The following is a 16,832-nucleotide window of genomic DNA, read 5'->3' as shown; positions in this document are numbered from 1 at the left end:
CCACGACGCTTACGGTCATTCCGCCAGCACCGCCCTGAGCTGGTCCAGACCCCAGTCGAGATCCTCCTTGTCGATCACCAGGGGCGGTGCGATCCGGATGGTGGACCCATGGGTGTCCTTGACCAGCACCCCGCGGTCCATCAGCCGCTCGGAGATCTGCCGCCCGGTGCCGCGTGACGGCTCGACGTCCACACCGGCCCACAGCCCGCGCCCCCGCACCGCGTCCACCGCCCCGCCACCGGCCATGTGCGCCAGCTCCCGGTGCAGATGCTCGCCCAGCTCCGCCGCCCGCCCCTGGAACTCCCCGGTCCGCAGCATGGCCATCACCTCCAGTGCGACCGCGCAGGCGAGCGGGTTGCCGCCGAAGGTCGAGCCGTGCTCCCCGGGGCGGTGGACGCCCAGCACCTCGGCGGACGACACCACCGCCGACACCGGCACCACCCCGCCGCCCAGCGCCTTGCCCAGCACATAGACGTCCGGAACGACGCCCTCGTGCTCACAGGCGAAGGTCTTCCCGGTGCGGCCCAGGCCCGACTGGATCTCATCGGCGATGAACAGCACGCCCCGCGCCCGGGTCAGCTCCCGCACCCCGGCCAGATATCCGGGCGGCGGCACCAGCACCCCCGCCTCGCCCTGGATGGGCTCCAGCAGCACGGCGACCGTCTCCTCGGGCCCGGCGTCGAGCGCCGCCTCCATGGCCGCCAGATCGCCGTACGGCACGATGTCGAACCCCGGTGTGTACGGGCCGTGGTCCGCGCGGGCCTCCGGGTCGGTGGAGAAGCTGATGATCGTGGTCGTGCGGCCGTGGAAGTTGTTGTCCGCGACGATGATCCTGGCCCGCCCGTCCGGCACGCCCTTGACCCGGTAGCCCCATTTGCGGGCGGTCTTGATCGCCGTCTCGATCGCCTCCGCGCCGGTGTTCATGGGCAGCACCGTCTCCATCCCGCACAGCTCGGCCAGCTCCGCGCAGAAGGCGGCGAACCGGTCGTGGTGGAACGCGCGCGAGGTGAGCGTGACCCGCTCCAGCTGCGCCTTGGCGGCGTCGATCAGCCGCCGGTTGTGGTGCCCGAAGTTGAGCGCGGAATACCCGGCGAGCAGATCCAGATAGCGGCGGCCTTCGACATCAGTCATCCACGCCCCGTCGGCGGAGGCGACGACGACCGGAAGCGGATGGTAGTTGTGCGCACTGTGGGCCTCGGCGGCCGCGATGGCGTGCTCCGAGGGGCGTTCGGTCGAGGTCAAGACGTCCTCCGTTCTGTGAACCACGTAGGGGCTGTGACACCACCAAGGGGCTGCGACACCCACCCAGGGGGACACCACCCATGGGGACACCACCCATGGGGACACCATCCAGGGTGGGGGTGCGCACCGTGACCGGCGAGCCGAGCGGGAAACCGTCACGGCCGGGGCCGGGGCCGGGGCGCCGACCGGCCGGGGGCGCTGGTGGGCCCCTGCCCGGCCTCAAGCCCCGGCAGCTCCCGCCACCACTGCTCCTCCCGGATCCGGCCGCCGGGCGTCGCGCGGTCCGGCGTCCCCGCGATCATCCCCACGATCTGCCCGAGCACCCGCTCGGCCATCGTCTCGCCGTCGTCCGCCCATGACCTGTTCGCCGAAGCGCCCTCCCCTCGGGGGTCGTCCCCCTGGGGGTCGTCCCCCGGGGCGGCGGGCGGTGGCCCCTCCAGTGCGCGCCCGAGCGCCCGCAGCTCGCCGGGCAGCCCTTCCCCGTCCATTCCCTATGCCTCCCTGCACTCCCTGCCGTGCCTGCCGTGCCCGCCCCGGTCCCTCGCCGGGCCGGACCGCCTCGTCCGCCTCCAGCAGCAGCTCCAGCCGCCGCAGCGCGCGGCTCAGCCGCGACTTCACCGTGCCGCGCGGCCAGCCCAGGGCCGTCGCGGTCTCCCCCTCGTCCAGATCCAGCAGATAGCGGTAGGTGACCACCCACCGCTGTGGCTCGCTCAGCTCCTCCAGCGCGGCCATCAGCCGCGCCCGCCGCTCGTCCGCGAGCGCCACGACCACCGGATCCGCGCTCTCCGGTATCGCCGGATCGGCTCCGGCCATGGCCCCTTCCCGGTCGACCGCCGTCTGCTGCCGACGCGCCGAGCGCACCGCGTTCCGCGTCTGATTGGCGACGATCCGCAGCAGCCACGGCCGGAACGCCGCGTCGTCCTTGAAGGTGCCCAGCGCGAGATACGCCTTCACGAAGGCGTCCTGCACCACGTCCTCGGCGTCCGCGCCCGCGCCCATCAGCGCGGCGGTGCGCAGCGCTATCGGCGTGTGGGCGCGCACCAGCTCGGCGTAGGCCCCGGTCTCCCCGGCCCGCACCCGAGCGATCACGCCCGCATCGGGCCCTGCCTCAGCGAACCCTGCGTCGTCCTGTGCTTCGTCCTGTGCTTCGTCCTGCGTTTCGTCCCGCGCGACGAGGTCCCCCTCCCGCGCCCCCTCACGAGTCCTCACACCTTTGATACACCGGCGGACCGAGTCCGGTTCCACACCTGAGAGAATGGGTGGCATGGCCCTTGATCGTCCCCGTGCGCTCTCCGGTATCCAGCCCACCGCAGGCTCCTTCCACCTCGGGAACTACCTCGGTGCGATCCGGCAGTACGTCGCGCTACAGGAGACCCACGACGCGTTCTACACCGTGGTCGACCTGCACGCGATCACCGTCCCGCAGGATCCCGCGGAGCTGCGAGCCAACAGTCGGCTCGCCGCAGCCCAGCTGCTCGCGTCCGGTCTCGACCCGGACCGCTGCACGCTCTTCATCCAGAGCCATGTGCCCGAGCACGCCCAGCTCGGCTGGGTGATGAACTGCCTCACCGGCTTCGGCGAGGCCTCCCGCATGACCCAGTTCAAGGACAAGTCGGCCAAGCAGGGTGCCGACCGGTCGACCGTCGGCCTCTTCACGTACCCGATCCTCCAGGTCGCGGACATCCTGCTCTACCAGGCCAACCACGTCCCCGTCGGCGAGGACCAGCGCCAGCACATCGAGCTGACCCGCGACCTCGCGGACCGTTTCAACGGCCGCTTCGGCGAGACCTTCACCGTTCCGGACGCGTACATCGTCAAGGAGACCGGGAAGATCTATGACCTCCAGGATCCGACGGTCAAGATGAGCAAGTCGGCCTCCACGCCCAAGGGCATCGTCAACCTCCTCGACGAGCCGAAGGTCTCCGCGAAGAAGATCAAGAGCGCGGTCACCGACCTGGAGACCGAGATCCGCTTCGACGAGGAGAAGAAGCCCGGCGTCAGCAATCTGCTGACCATCTACTCCACCCTCACCGGCAGCTCCATCAAGGAGTTGGAGGGGAAGTACGAGGGCAAGGGGTACGGCGCGCTCAAGACCGACCTGGCCGAGGTGCTGGTCGAGTGGGTGACGCCGTTCCGCGAGCGGACCCAGGAATACCTGGCGGACCCGGGGACGTTGGACGGAATCCTGGCCAAGGGGGCGGAGAAGGCTCGTGCCGTCGCCGCCGAGACGCTGGCGCGCGCCTACGACAAGGTGGGGTTCCTGCCCGCGACGCGGTGAGCGTCCCGGTGGGCCGCGCGTTGGGCGTCCCGGTGGGCCTCCATGACGCGCGGGGCCCCGGCGGTCGCCGAGGGAGTGTACCGCGGCCCACCCCTGACCAGGGGGTTCTTCGGCCCGTGTGCCGAAGAATCGAGGAATCTAGCCGCGAAGGCGGCACAGCCGCCACACTGGCACCGGTGCAGCGGACTGAAGCCCAGCAGCCCGGGAGGGCCAGGAGGGAGAACGCAGTGGGGACCGTAACGCTCGGCGTTTCGATCGCGGTCCCGGAGCCGTACGGCAGCTTCCTCCAGGAGCGGCGCGCGGGCTTCGGGGACCCGGCCGCTCATGGCATTCCCACGCACGTCACCCTTCTGCCACCGACCGAGGTCGACGCCGCGGCGCTGCCCGCGGTCGAGGCGCATCTGGCCCAGGTCGCGGCGGAGGGGCGGCCGTTCCCGATGCGGTTGGAGGGGACGGGCACCTTCCGCCCGGTCTCTCCCGTCGTCTTCGTCAAGATCGTCGAAGGCGCGGAGGAGTGCATGCTGCTACAGGAGCGGATCCGGGCGGCGCACGGGCCGTGCGCCCGTGAGCTGCTGTTCCCGTACCACCCGCACGTCACCGTCGCGCACGGGATCGACGAGGAGGCGATGGACCGGGCGTTCGCGGAGCTGAAGGACTTCGAGGCGGCCTGGACGATCAACGGCTTCGCGCTCTACGAGCAGGGGGCGGACGGGGTGTGGCGGCTCGACCGCGAGTACCCCTTCGGTGCGGGCGGACCCGGTGAACAGCCCGAGACGGCCTCCCCCGTGCTGCCCCGTCAGGTCGATCTCACCCGCCCGGCCGCGCCCTCTCCCTGGTGACTCCCGGCTCCGCCCGACGGAGCGGTCGCGGGAATGGAGCAGCGAAAGTCGTGGAGTAGCGGAGAAACGGGAACCCGCCGCCGAGGAGTAAAAATCGGCGGAAGGGTAGTTGTTGATCATGGACTGGCTGACCCGGTTGCCGCTCATCGGCCCCGCCCTCGCCCGCGTGATGCGTACCCACGCCTGGCGTTCCTACGAACGGCTGGATCGCGTCCACTGGACCCGCCTGGCGGCCGCGATCACCTTCATCAGCTTCCTCGCCTTCTTCCCCCTGGTCACCGTGGGGGCTGCCATCGGTGCCGCGACGCTCACCGAGTCGCAGATGCATCAGCTCCAGCGGAAGCTCGCCCAGCAGATCCCCGGCATCTCCGGTCAGCTCGATCTGAGCGACCTGATCCACAACGCCACGACCATCGGGATCGTCGCGGGCGCCCTGCTGCTGTTCACCGGCATCGGCTGGGTGGGCTCGCTGCGCGAATGCCTGCGCGCCGTCTGGGAACTGGAGGAGGATCCCGGGAATCTGGTGACGCGCAGGCTCAAGGACGGCCTGGTGCTCATTGGTCTGGGCGGCGTCGCCCTCGGCTCGTTCGCGGTCTCGACGCTCGCCGTCACCGTCGTCCACCGGCTGACGCAGCTCCTCCAGATCCCCGAGAACGGGGTGGGCGGCTGGCTGCTGTGGATCGCCGCGTTCCTGATCGCCGTCGCCGCCGACTTCCTGCTGCTGTGCTACGTCCTGACCTGGCTGCCCAGGGTCGAGCCGCCGCGCCGGAGGGTCGTGGTCGCGGCGCTCATCGGCGCGATCGGCTTCGAACTGCTGAAGCTGCTGCTGAGCAGCTATCTGCGGGGAGTGGCGGCCAAGAGCATGTACGGGGCGTTCGGCGTGCCCATCGCGCTGCTGCTGTGGATCAACTTCACCGCGAAGCTCACGCTGTACTGCGCCGCCTGGACCGCCACCGGATCGGCTGCCGAGGAGACGGGCGAAGAACCGGTGAAGGAGACGCAGGAGACGCAGGAGACGCAGGAGGAGGGCGACGGCTCCACGCCCCTCGGGCCGAACGGCCGGGCCGAGGGGCCCGGCCGTTCGGCGGCGTAACCGGCGTAACCGGCGTAACCGGCGTAACCGGCGTAACCGGCGTAACCGGCGTAACGATTCGTCCGTCGTACGGCGCCGCCGGGGCGGCGCGCTCCGTCAGCCCCGGCGCGGCCAGCGGCGGTGCACCGCGTACGCCACCGCGCCCAGCACGGCCAGCGAACCGGCCGCGATCCCGGCCGCCGTCCACATGCCGCCCGAGTCACCGCCCGAGACGGACGCCTGGGTCTGCTCGTCCCCGTTCTTCTTGCCGTCCGCCGAGGCATGGCTCTGGTTCAGGCCCGCCGGTCCGGGGCGGACGAGGGTGCCGACCGGATTCACCGAGTCGGCCGCGTTGAACCCCCAGTCGAACAGCTTCGCCGTCTCCTTGTAGACCCCGTAGGGCTCGGACTTCTGCGGGTTCATGACCGTGACCAGCAGCACCCGCTTGCCGCGCTGGGCCACCCCGGTGAAGGTGGAGCCCGCCTTGCTCGTATAGCCGTTCTTGACCCCCGCCAGGCCCTTGTAGGCCTTGATGTCGATGCCGGTCAGCAGGCGGTCGGTGTTCTGGATCCCGAAGCTCATGCGGACCTTCTTGCCCTTTTTGTCTTTTTTGTATTCCCCCGGGAACTGGGCGGTCGCCGTCGCGCAGTACTCCCGGAAGTCCGCGTTCTGTAGCCCGGACCGGGCGAACAGCGTGAGGTCGTACGCGCTGCTGTACTGGCCGTCCTCGTCATAGCCGTCCGGCGTGACGACATGGGTGTCCAGCGCGTTCAGCTTCTTGGCGTGCGCCTGCATGTCCCGCACGGTCGCCGGGACGCCGCCGTTCATCGCGGACAGGACGTGCACCGCGTCGTTGCCCGAGCGCAGGAAGACGCCCAGCCACAGGTCGTGCACCGTGTAGTCGAGGTTCTCCTTCACTCCCACCAGACTGCTGCCCGCGCCCAGCCCGGCCAGGTCGGACGCCCGCACCGTGTGCTTCTGCGTCTTGGGGAACTTCGGCAGCACGGTGTCCGCGAACAGCATCTTCAGGGTGCTCGCGGGCGGCAGCCGCCAGTGGGCGTTGTGCGAGGCCAGCACCTCGCCCGACTCGGCGTCCGCCACCATCCAGGACTTACCGCTCAGCCCCTTCGGCAGCGCGGGCGCGCCCGGCTTCGGGTCCACCTGGGTGCCGGGTCGGCCGAGCCGCGCCCCGCCCACCGTGGACATCCGGGCGGGAGGCTTCGCGGCCTCGGCCCCCTTGGCGCCGCCCGGGTCGTCGGCGGCGAGTGCGGGGGAGGCGAGCAGGGGGGACAGCAGCGTGGACAGCAGCAGGGCGGTGGTGGTGACCAGCGGCGCGGCGGCGCTTCGCGACGTGAAGGTGTTCGAAGAGATCGGCACGTCTGCGAACGTACCCGCAGGCGTGGCGGACGGCGAAAGCACCGCCGTCTTACGGGCGGTGGCCCCCCGCGTGGAGGTACGCGCCCGGGTGCCCATACTGGAGACCATGAAGCTCAGCCGCCCCGTGTCCTGGTTCCTGCTCGCCTTCGGGGTCTGGAGCTGGGTCATCTGGTTCACCTTTGTCAAAAACTTGTGGAAGGACGCCAGCGGGCTCGCTTTCGACGACGCAGGCGACCCCACCGCGTACTTTTGGGTACATCTGCTGCTCGCGATCACGTCCTTTCTCTTGGGGACGGCCATCGGGGTGATCGGGTTGCGTGGGTTGCGCGCTCTGCGCCGAAATGACGCCGAAGAGTAGCCGTCCGAACAGTTCCACAGCCGCATAGGGGAGACCGGGGATGGTCGTGCTCTTCGTCCTGATCGCACTGGCCGTCGTCGGGCTGCTCGCCGGCGTGCACTGGTACGTGTGGCGGCGGCTGATCCGCGACACGACGGCGCCCGGCGGACGGGCCCGCCGTACGGGCACGGCGGCGGCCTTCGCGCTCCCGCTGATCAGCGTCGGGGCCCTGGTCGCGGGGCGTACGGGCGTGCCCTTCCCGCTCCAGCGGGCACTGGCCTGGCCGGGGTACCTGTGGCTCGCGCTGCTGCTGTACCTGACCCTGGCCCTGCTGGTCGGCGAGGCGGTACGCCCTCTCCTGCACGCCTGGCTGAAGCGCCGCGAGGGCCCGGCCGCCGAAGCCGCGGCCGGGCCGGACGGCCCGCCGGGCGCCGACGACGCGGCGGTGCGCGCCGAGGCGGCGCCGGTCGCCGTCGCGCACGCGACACCGGCACCGGCGGCGGCCGCGCCCGCGGTCGAGGTGGCGGGTGAGGCAACGGGGTCCCCCGCCTCGGCCGGGATCGGACCGGACGGCGCCGCGCCCGCCGGGCAGACGGCCCACCCCGCGGAGGCCGTCGAGGAAGCCAACGCTGTGGCGCGCGAGAGTGCGGCCGCCGGGGCCGCGGGGGCCGCAGGGGAGCGCGGCGCGACAGGCCGTACGACATCCCGGCGGCTGTTCGTCGCCCGGGCCGTGGCCACGGGCGCCACGGCGGCGGCCGCCGGGACGGTCGGGTACGGGGCGTACACGGTGCTGCGCGGGCCGCGGGTCAAGCGCGTCACCGTGCCGCTCGCGAAGCTGCCGCGCCGCGCCCACGGCTTCCGGATCGCCGTCGTCAGCGACATCCACCTCGGCCCGGTCCTCGGCCGCTCGCACACCCGGCGCGTGGTCGAGACGATCAACCGTACGAACCCCGACCTCATCGCCGTCGTCGGCGACCTCGTGGACGGCAGCGTCGCGGACCTCGGCCCGGCCGCCGAGCCGCTGCGCGGGCTGCGCAGTCGGCTCGGCAGCTTCTTCGTCACCGGGAACCACGAGTACTTCTCCGGCGCCGAGCAGTGGGTCGACCACGTCCGCGAACTCGGCCTCCGCCCCCTGGAGAACGAGCGCGTCGAGCTGCCCTGGTTCGACCTCGCCGGGGTCAACGACGTGGCGGGGGAGGACGAGGGGCAGGGGCCCGACTTCGACCGGGCGCTCGGCGACCGCGATCGGGCGCGGGCGTCCGTCCTGCTCGCCCATCAGCCGGTGGTGATCGACGACGCGGTGGAGCGCGGCGTCGACCTCCAGCTGTCCGGCCATACGCACGGCGGGCAGCTATGGCCCGGACAGTACGTCGCGGCGCTGGCCAATCCCACCGTGGCGGGGCTGGAGCGGTACGGCGACACCCAGCTGTACGTCACCCGCGGCGCGGGCGCCTGGGGCCCGCCGGTTCGCGTCGGGGCGCCGCCGGACGTCACCGTCGTGGAACTGGCCTCAACGCGCGCCTGACGTGGTTTCCGAGGCGGCGCGCGCCGCCGTCCCGGGAGGACCCGAGGACGGCGGCACCAGCTGCAATGATCTTGAGGGGCTACGAGCCCTTCGCGTCCTGGGAAGTCCCGGACGAAGCCCCGGAACCCGTGGTCTTCTCGAAGGAGCTGAGGAAGACGCCGAGCGCCTGCTTGTTCTCCTTGGCGTTCCAGTCGTGCGCCGGCGTCGTCCACCGGATGGAGAAGCCCCGGCCGCCGCCGACCAGGAAGCCGCGGCCGAACGTGCGGAGCCGCTCCTGCCCGACCGCGGTGCTCCACTCCATGTCGGCGGCCTCCCAGTCGCGGTAGTCGACCCGGCGGATGTCGTCGATCCGCTGGAAGCCGGGGTACAGCTTCTCGATCGTCGGGATCAGACGGCGCCAGCCGTCGACGGGGTCCTCTTCGGGGCCCTTCCCGAAGGTCACCACCAGATTGCGGTCGTCGCCCTCCGCGGCGAACTTGATGTGGAAGCGCGAGCCGCTCTTGACCTGCTTCCAGCCCTTGGGGAGGTCGATGGAGAACCCGCCCGTCTCGCTCGTGAAGCGGTAGTAGCCGGGCGGGGGCGGGTCGTCGGGGCCGGGGTACGCGCCACCACCGCTTCCGGCGGCGGGAGGCGAGGAAGGCGGGGATGACGGGGGCTGACTGGGAGCGGACGAGCCGGGCGGGGTTCCCGGCGCGGAGGACGGGGGGTCCTCGCGCGGCAGGCTGGGGGCGGCTCCGCCCGCCGGTGGGGCGGAGGGGGAGGCGTCGGAGGCGCGGTCGTCGCCGGTCAGGCCGCTGGTGGTGGCCAGGGCGAACACGGAGGCCACCGTTCCGAGGACCAGGGTGGCGACGGCCAGCGCTAACGGTCCGACCCGGCGCCTGCCATGGCGGCCCTCGGGCCCGCCGTCGCCTCTGCCGCCGCTCCGCGCCGACGGGAACCACGCCTCGTACGTATTGCGCAGCCACGGCAGACGCGGGGCGGCGCGGATCGGGACGGGTTCGCCCTCGTTGAGGATGCGTTCCAGGGCCTGCCGCACCACCGGTGCGGTCAGCCGCTCCCGCGGATCGTCGCGCAGCAGCCCGTGGATGACCTGGACGAGCGGTCCCGCGTGCGGCGGGGGCGGTACGGGTTCCTCCCGGATGACCCGCAGCGTCTCCTCCGGTGAGGCCCGGCTCCGGTGCGGCGGACGGCCCTCCACCATGGCGAACAGGACCGCGCCCAGCGCCCACAGGTCGGACGCGGCGCAGGCGCCGGTGCCGCGCGCCTGCTCCGGGGAGGCGTACGCGGGGTCGGTGACCCGGCGCGACGGCTCGGTTCCGACATGGCCGAAGCCGGACAGGACGACCTCGCCGTCCGAGCGCATCAGGACCCGCGCGGGGCTGATGTCACCGTGGACGATGCCCGCGCGGTGGGCGGAGTCGAGAACGGCGAGGAGTTGCAGGCCGATGCGGGTGGCACGGACCGGATCCAGCCCGCCGCGCCATTCAAGTTCCACACTTAACGGGCGGCTGTCGCTCATGGGCCGGCCGATTCGTTCCTCTGCGCCGCGCTCCTGCGTGCCGGTCACGCTTTCACCCCTTGATGAACGTGCCCCATCCACCCTCTTCCCCTGGAGGTACGTCGAGGTCGCGGCGGGCGTTCAACGCTTGTGAAAACGCGACGGGCCCGCCCCCGGGCAAGGGGGCGGGCCCGTACGAACCAGCAGGAGGCTCAGAGCCGACGGCTCAGAAGCGACGCGTGATCAGCGCGCGCTTCACCTCCTGGATGGCCTTGGTGACCTCGATGCCACGCGGGCACGCGTCGGTGCAGTTGAAGGTGGTGCGGCAGCGCCAGACGCCGTCCTTGTCGTTCAGGATCTCCAGCCGCTGCTCACCGCCCTCGTCGCGCGAGTCGAAGATGAAGCGGTGCGCGTTGACGATCGCCGCCGGGCCGAAGTACTGGCCGTCGTTCCAGAACACCGGGCACGAGGAGGTGCACGCGGCGCACAGGATGCACTTGGTGGTGTCGTCGAAGCGCTCGCGGTCGTCGGCGGACTGGAGGCGCTCCCGCGTCGGCTCGTTGCCCGTCGTGATCAGGAAGGGCATCACATCGCGGTAGGCCTGGAAGAACGGCTCCATGTCCACGACCAGGTCCTTGAGGACCGTGAGGCCCTTGATGGCCTCGACCGTGATGGGCTTCTCCGGGTTGATGTCCTTGATCAGCGTCTTGCAGGCCAGCCGGTTGCGGCCGTTGATCCGCATGGCGTCGGAGCCGCAGATGCCGTGGGCGCAGGAACGGCGGAAGGTCAGGGTGCCGTCGTGATCCCACTTGATCTTGTGGAGGCCGTCGAGGACGCGCTCCTTGGGGTCGATGTCGAGCTGGAAGTCCTCCCAGTACGACTCGGCCGCGACCTCCGGGTTGAAGCGCCGGATCCGGAAGGTGACCGTGATCGTGTGCGCGGCGGTGGCGTCGGCCGGCTCCGGAGCCTGGTCCTGCTTCTCAAGCGTGGGGGTGCTCATCAGTACTTACGCTCCATCGGCTGGTAGCGGGTCTGCACGACCGGCTTGTAGTCGAGGCGGATGGACTCGGAGCCGTCCGCGCCCACCTCTCGGTACGCCATGGTGTGCCGCATGAAGTTGACGTCGTCGCGGTTCGGGTAGTCCTCGCGGTAGTGACCGCCGCGCGACTCCTTGCGGGCCAGCGCGGAGATGGCCATGACCTCGGCCAGGTCGAGCAGGTTGCCCAGCTCGAGGGCCTCCAGCAGGTCGGTGTTGAACCGCTTGCCCTTGTCCTGGACGGAGCAGTTCTTGTAGCGCTCGCGCAGGCTGCCGATCTCCTCGACGGCCTCCTTGAGCGTCTGCTCGGTGCGGAAGACCATGACGTTCTTGTCCATGGTCTCCTGGAGCGCCCGGCGCACCTCGGTGACCCGCTCGGTGCCGGTGGCGTCGCGCAGGTTCTCGACCTGGTCGCGGACGAACCCGGCCGGGTCCTCGGGGAGTTCGACGAAGTCGGCCGTGGCGGCGTACTCCGCGGCGGCGATGCCCGCGCGGCGGCCGAACACGTTGATGTCGAGCAGCGAGTTGGTGCCCAGCCGGTTGGCGCCGTGCACGGACACGCACGCGACCTCGCCCGCGGCGTACAGGCCCGGCACGACGGTGTCGTTGTCGGCCAGCACCTCGCCCTCGACGTTGGTCGGGATGCCGCCCATCGTGTAGTGCGCGGTCGGCTGGATCGGGATCGGGTCGGTGTACGGCTCGATGCCCAGGTAGGTGCGCGCGAACTCGGTGATGTCCGGCAGCTTGGCGTCCAGCTGCTCCGGCGGCAGGTGGGTCAGGTCGAGGAAGACGTGGTCGCCCTCGGGACCGCAGCCGCGGCCTTCGCGGATCTCCGTGTAGATGGACCGCGACACCACGTCTCGCGATGCCAGGTCCTTCATGACCGGCGCGTACTTCTCCATGAAGCGCTCGCCGTCCTTGTTGCGGAGGATGCCGCCCTCACCGCGGGCGCCCTCCGTCAGCAGGATGCCCATGCGCCAGATGCCGGTCGGGTGGAACTGGAAGAACTCCATGTCCTCCAGCGGCAGTCCGCGCCGGTACGCGACGGCCTGGCCGTCACCGGTGAGGGTGTGCGCGTTGGAGGTCACCTTGAAGAACTTGCCGCAGCCGCCGGACGCGAAGACGACGGACTTCGCCTGGAAGACGTGCAGTTCGCCGGTGGCCAGCTCGTACGCCACGACACCGGCGGTGCGCTTGACCCCGTCGACCTCGGTCATCAGGAGGTCCAGGACGTAGAACTCGTTGTAGAACTCCACGCCCTCCTTGACGCAGTTCTGGTACAGCGTCTGGAGGATCATGTGGCCGGTGCGGTCCGAGGCGTAGCAGGACCGGCGGACCGGGGCCTCGCCGTGGTTACGGCTGTGGCCGCCGAAGCGGCGCTGGTCGATCGTGCCGTCCGGGGTCCGGTTGAACGGCAGGCCCATCTTCTCCAGGTCGAGGACCGAGTCGATGGCCTCCTTCGCCAGGATCTCGGCGGCGTCCTGGTCGACCAGGTAGTCGCCGCCCTTGATCGTGTCGAAGGTGTGCCACTCCCAGTTGTCCTCCTCGACGTTCGCGAGGGCGGCGGCCATGCCGCCCTGGGCGGCGCCGGTGTGGGAGCGGGTCGGGTACAGCTTGGTGAGCACCGCCGTACGGCTGCGCTTGGTCGACTCGATGGCCGCGCGCATGCCGGCGCCGCCGGCGCCCACGATGACGGTGTCGTACTTGTGGATCTTCATGAGTGGATACCTCAGCCCCGGGGCCTAGCGGATGTTCGGGTCGAAGGTGAAGATCACCAGGGTGCCGAGCACGATGGTGAATCCGGCCGCCGTGTAGAGCAGCCCCTTCAGCCACAGGCGGGTGTTGTCCCGCTCCGCGTAGTCGTTGATGATCGTGCGCAGGCCGTTCGCGCCGTGCAGCGTGGCGAGCCACAGCATGATCAGGTCCCATGCCTGCCAGAACGGCGAGGCCCAGCGGCCGGCTACGAAGGCAAAGCCGATCTTGGTGACACCGCCGTCCAGCACCAGCTGGATCAGCAGATGGCCCAGGACGAGGACGACCAGAACGATGCCGGACAGGCGCATGAAGAGCCAGCCGTACATCTCGAAGTTGGTACGGGTCGTCTTGGGCGTCTTACGGGTACGGGCCCGCGGCGGCTCGATGACCGGAGCCGGGTGGTCCACGTCGTACGCGCTGACCGCGTCGGTCGCGGGGGTGGTGGTCTCGGCGGACATGTGCGTCAGCTCCCGAACAGTTCGCGCAGCGTGTGCTGGAGGATCGGGTAGAAGGCGCCGGCCATGAGCACGGCCCAGATTCCGACCACGGACCACAGCATCTGGCGCTGGTACTTCGGGCCCTTCGACCAGAAGTCCACGGCGATGACGCGCAGCCCGTTGAGGGCGTGGAACAGGATGGCGGCCACGAGGCCGTACTCCATCAGGTTCACGATGGGCGTCTTGTACGTCGCGACCACGTCGTCGTACGCCTCGGGGGACACACGGACGAGCGATGTGTCCAGGACATGCACGAACAGGAAGAAGAAGATGAGGACGCCGGTGACTCGATGAGCCACCCAGGACCACATACCTTCCCGGCCGCGGTACAGCGTTCCAGCCGGCACGGAAAACCCTCCGGAAGCGGGGACTGGGGCCTGCCGGCTTGACTGTCGGTCGGGCCCGGCCGGGTACGGTCCACCGGCCCTGGCCATCGTAGCGACGTGCTGTCGGAACGCTCGCGCGGGGGGCTCAGGTGTGATCAAAGAAGCACGAGTGGGCAGGTCACGCGGGGCGGAATCGGGAGATATCCGACATGGGGGCGCCCGGAGCCGTCAGCCGGGTGAGTCGCCCGCGGGCGATGCGGCGCAGCTCCTCGGCGGCGTTGGCCCGCTCCTCCTCCGGCTCGTTCCCCAGCCGGTTCCGGATTCCGGTCAGCAGCCGGTCCAGCGTCTCGTCGGGGGCCAGGCCGTCCAGGCAGATCACGAAGGCATGGCCGAAGCGCTGCTCGTACGCGGCGTGCGCGGCGCGTAACGCGGTGTGCGCGGCCAGCGAGCCGACCCCGGTCTCGGCGGGCGGCGGATGGCCGGTCATGGACTCGTCGGCCAGCGCCTCGGCGAGATCGGCCGGGGTGAGGTCGTAGCTCGCCTCGTCCCCGGCGGCCAGCAGCGCGTCGAGATCGGGATACGGGCGGTGGCCCGCGATCAGCCGGGCCCAGCGGCGGCTGCCGCAGCAGGAGAGCAGCGCCGCCTCGGCGGCGTCGGCGGTCAGGCGGTTGAGCCGGTCGAGGCCGTCGGCGTCGCCGGACCGGGGAGCGGGTCCGGGACTGGACCTGGGGCCGGGCCTGGGCCTGGGACTGGACCGGGGGCTGGACCTGGACAGCGTGGACTCCTTGGGCGCGCGGGGACACACGGGGCGCGTGGGGGAGGTGTGCTGGGGGGCGTGAGCAGTACACGGTAACGACGTGGGGAGGTGGGTGTGGCGGAGAGAGCGTAAATTCACTCGTAGGGGGACGTTTTGTGGCGTGAAGTAGACAGGGGCGTGACGGAGAGAGCCGCACGTAGAGAGAGCAGCAGCTCATCGAGCGGAGGTGCCCGCCATGGGGTTGCCCGTCAGAGCCGCCAAGGCGGCCATCCTCCGCGGCAGCGTCGCCGGCGCCGCCGCGACCGCCGTCCTCATCGGCCTCGGCTGTCAGCAGACGCAGCCCACGCAGCACGGCTCGGGCTCCCCGCGGGCCCCGTCCCTCCCCACCCGGCAGCACACCGCCGGCTCGTCGGCGGCCACCCACGCCGGCGTGGCGCCGCCCGCCTCGACCGCGCCCCGCACGATCCCCTCCGTCCGCGAGTTCACGCCGCGCTCCGGGCCCGGCTGGAAGCCCGGCAAGAACAGCCGGGTGGTCGCCGACCTCAAGGGCCCCCTCGCCGACGAGGCCCGCATGACCGCCGCCGAGCTGGGGCTGCGCACCGCCTCCGGCACCCCGCGCCGCGGTGATCTGTCCCTCGCCGTCGCGCCCGGTCAGGGCGGCGGCGCCGAGGGGTACACGCTCACCGTCCGCAAGGGCAGCGCCCGCGTCACCGGCCCGGCCACCGCGGGCGTCTTCTACGGCACCCGGACCGTGAAGCAGGCCCTGCGCTCCGGCGGCAAGCTCCCCGAGGGCGTCATCCACGACCGCCCCGGCCGCTCCCAGCGCGGGCTGAACCTGGACATCGCGCGCAAGTTCTACACCGCCGGATGGATCGAGGCGCGGCTGCGCGAGATGGCCGACCTCAAGCTCAACCAGCTGGGCCTGCACTTCTCGGACGACCAGGGATTCCGTATCCAAAGCGATACCAACCCCGAGATCGTCTCGCCGCAGCACCTCACCAAGGCCCAGGTCCGGCGGATCGTCGCGCTCGCCGGGCAGCTGCACATCACGGTCGTGCCCGAGATCGACTCGCCCGGCCACCTCGGCGCGGTGATCCGGCAGTACCCGGACCTCCAGCTGCGCAACGCGGGCGGCACCTCGTTCCAGGGCGACGTGGACATCTCCAAGCCGGGCTCCGCCCGGATCGTGGACCAGCTGATGCGCGAGTACGCCCCGCTCTTCCCCGGCCGCCACTGGCACCTGGGCGCCGACGAGTACCTGGCGCTCACCGTCGAGGACCCCGAGGCGTCGTTCCCGCAGCTCGTCGCCGCCGCGAAGCGCAAGTACGGCTCCCAGGCCACCGTCCAGGACCTGGCCACCGGCTGGCTGAACGACCGGGCGGCGGTCGCCCGCTCGCTCGGCAAGGAGCCCAAGGCGTGGAACGACGGCTTCTTCAGCGGCGGCGTCATCACGCCCGACAAGAACATCGAGGTCGAGTACTGGACCGGCCGCACCCGGTGGGCCGCCCGGCCGCCGGTGGAGTACCTGCGCGAGGGCCGGAACGTGGTGAACCTCAACTCCGAGTACCTCTACTACGTGCTCGGCGAGCCCAACGGCTTCTACTACCCCACCGGCAAGCGCATCTACGACGAATGGACCCCCGGCACCCTGCGCGGGACCCAGCCCGTCTCCGACGAAAGGCTGACCGGCCCGAGCCGCGTCCTCGGCGCCCGCTTCGCGGTCTGGTCCGACCAGCCCGAGGCCCAGACCGAGCAGCAGGTGGCCAGGGGCATCCGGCTGCCGCTCGCCGCGCTCTCCCAGCGCCTGTGGAACCCCGGAAAACCCCCGCTGAGCTGGTCCGCCTTCACTCGTCTCGCCGACCGGCTGGGAGTCTGAGCAGCACGGGGCGGGCAGAGGGAGGCACGAGAGAGGCAGGGGGAGATGGAGGGACGGCCGGGGCCGCCACCCCCCACAGGAGAGGCCCCGACCGCCGTCCAGCGCGGGCCTGTGAAGGCCCTTGCTCCTTATAGCGTCGCACGCTTCGAATGCGTCACACCCGCTGCGGACGCGAAACCTGACCGTCACGGGCACGTGCACGGGCCCGCCCGGCGTGTCCATGCCCTGGGCCGACTCTGGACGGGACCGGTCGGATGCCCGTAACGTGCAGGTCCGCGCTGCGGGCGCGGTCAGATTTATTTTCTCGCGTGGCTCCGATCGGGCCACGTCCCCAGGGGGATCAAGAAATGTATCCGTGCGGGAATTGCCGCGCTGTCGCCGTCGGCCCCGACGGTCGCTGCGCGGCATGCGGCACCT

The 16,832-nt window shown here is 71.2% G+C and carries 14 protein-coding genes and 1 pseudogene; 6 read left to right on the top strand and 9 right to left on the bottom strand.

Annotated features, from left to right (window positions below; translation table 11 throughout):
• Nucleotides 1-15: 15 nt before the first annotated feature.
• Both rocD and HYQ63_RS18800 read right to left on the bottom strand, forming a co-directional pair.
• Complete coding sequence (gene rocD, locus HYQ63_RS18805) at nt 16-1,242, bottom strand: ornithine--oxo-acid transaminase (protein WP_179935002.1); 1,227 nt, start codon at nt 1,240-1,242, stop codon at nt 16-18.
• Between the two features lie 537 nt (nt 1,243-1,779).
• Nucleotides 1,780-2,331, bottom strand: a pseudogene (locus HYQ63_RS18800) (RNA polymerase sigma factor); the annotation flags it as partial.
• Between the two features lie 175 nt (nt 2,332-2,506).
• Between HYQ63_RS18800 and trpS the strand changes: the two are divergent.
• From trpS to HYQ63_RS18785, 3 genes are all read left to right on the top strand, one after another.
• Complete coding sequence (gene trpS / locus HYQ63_RS18795; protein WP_179935000.1) at nt 2,507-3,520, top strand: tryptophan--tRNA ligase; 1,014 nt, start codon at nt 2,507-2,509, stop codon at nt 3,518-3,520.
• A gap of 227 nt (nt 3,521-3,747) precedes the next feature.
• A complete protein-coding gene (locus HYQ63_RS18790; RefSeq protein ID WP_179934999.1) occupies nt 3,748-4,359 on the top strand; it encodes a 2'-5' RNA ligase family protein in 612 nt (203 codons plus the stop codon).
• A 118-nt stretch (nt 4,360-4,477) separates the two neighbouring features.
• On the top strand, nt 4,478-5,452 hold the full coding sequence (locus HYQ63_RS18785) for a YihY/virulence factor BrkB family protein (RefSeq protein ID WP_179934998.1): 975 nt from the start codon (nt 4,478-4,480) through the stop codon (nt 5,450-5,452).
• 96 nt (nt 5,453-5,548) lie between these two features.
• On the opposite strand, the gene HYQ63_RS18780 is transcribed toward HYQ63_RS18785, so the two are convergent.
• On the bottom strand, nt 5,549-6,808 hold the full coding sequence (locus HYQ63_RS18780; protein WP_373689114.1) for a D-alanyl-D-alanine carboxypeptidase family protein: 1,260 nt from the start codon (nt 6,806-6,808) through the stop codon (nt 5,549-5,551).
• Nucleotides 6,809-6,914: 106 nt separating this feature from the next.
• Between HYQ63_RS18780 and HYQ63_RS44775 the strand changes: the two genes are divergently transcribed.
• Nucleotides 6,915-7,166, top strand: a complete 252-nt coding sequence (locus HYQ63_RS44775; RefSeq protein WP_055547269.1) for an SCO4848 family membrane protein — start codon at nt 6,915-6,917, stop codon at nt 7,164-7,166.
• A 40-nt stretch (nt 7,167-7,206) separates the two neighbouring features.
• Nucleotides 7,207-8,670 (top strand): metallophosphoesterase, encoded by a 1,464-nt coding sequence (locus HYQ63_RS18775; protein ID WP_179934996.1) that lies wholly within the window; start codon nt 7,207-7,209, stop codon nt 8,668-8,670.
• Nucleotides 8,671-8,749: 79 nt separating this feature from the next.
• Here HYQ63_RS18775 and HYQ63_RS18770 read toward each other — a convergent pair whose 3' ends face one another.
• From HYQ63_RS18770 to HYQ63_RS18745, 6 genes are all read right to left on the bottom strand, one after another.
• Entirely contained in the window at nt 8,750-10,189 is a 1,440-nt protein-coding gene (locus HYQ63_RS18770; RefSeq protein WP_179934995.1) for an APA family fibronectin-binding glycoprotein, read from the bottom strand.
• 205 nt (nt 10,190-10,394) lie between these two features.
• Nucleotides 10,395-11,168 (bottom strand): succinate dehydrogenase iron-sulfur subunit, encoded by a 774-nt coding sequence (locus HYQ63_RS18765; protein ID WP_179934994.1) that lies wholly within the window; start codon nt 11,166-11,168, stop codon nt 10,395-10,397.
• Nucleotides 11,168-12,922: a succinate dehydrogenase flavoprotein subunit gene (sdhA, locus tag HYQ63_RS18760; protein WP_179934993.1), complete on the bottom strand. Its 1,755-nt coding sequence runs from the start codon at nt 12,920-12,922 to the stop codon at nt 11,168-11,170. Before sdhA ends, HYQ63_RS18765 begins: the two co-directional genes overlap by 1 nt.
• A 24-nt stretch (nt 12,923-12,946) precedes the next feature.
• Nucleotides 12,947-13,417: a succinate dehydrogenase hydrophobic membrane anchor subunit gene (locus HYQ63_RS18755; RefSeq protein ID WP_123107238.1), complete on the bottom strand. Its 471-nt coding sequence runs from the start codon at nt 13,415-13,417 to the stop codon at nt 12,947-12,949.
• Nucleotides 13,418-13,422: 5 nt separating this feature from the next.
• On the bottom strand, nt 13,423-13,803 hold the full coding sequence (gene sdhC, locus HYQ63_RS18750; RefSeq protein ID WP_123107239.1) for a succinate dehydrogenase, cytochrome b556 subunit: 381 nt from the start codon (nt 13,801-13,803) through the stop codon (nt 13,423-13,425).
• Nucleotides 13,804-13,960: 157 nt separating this feature from the next.
• Nucleotides 13,961-14,587, bottom strand: coding sequence for a 2-oxo-4-hydroxy-4-carboxy-5-ureidoimidazoline decarboxylase (locus HYQ63_RS18745; protein ID WP_373689113.1), 627 nt, complete (start codon nt 14,585-14,587; stop codon nt 13,961-13,963).
• Between the two features lie 187 nt (nt 14,588-14,774).
• Between HYQ63_RS18745 and HYQ63_RS18740 the strand changes: the two genes are divergently transcribed.
• Nucleotides 14,775-16,415 carry a glycoside hydrolase family 20 protein gene (locus tag HYQ63_RS18740; protein ID WP_179934992.1) on the top strand — a complete coding sequence of 547 codons (1,641 nt, stop codon included), beginning with the start codon at nt 14,775-14,777 and terminating at the stop codon, nt 16,413-16,415.
• The last annotated feature ends 417 nt before the right edge of the window (nt 16,416-16,832 follow it).

The sequence above is a fragment of the Streptomyces sp. Rer75 genome, from assembly GCF_013414305.1.
GTDB classification, from domain to species: domain Bacteria; phylum Actinomycetota; class Actinomycetes; order Streptomycetales; family Streptomycetaceae; genus Streptomyces; species Streptomyces himastatinicus.
The sequence above is the reverse complement of the archived record's forward strand: the minus strand, read 5'-3'. Positions and strand labels throughout refer to the sequence as shown.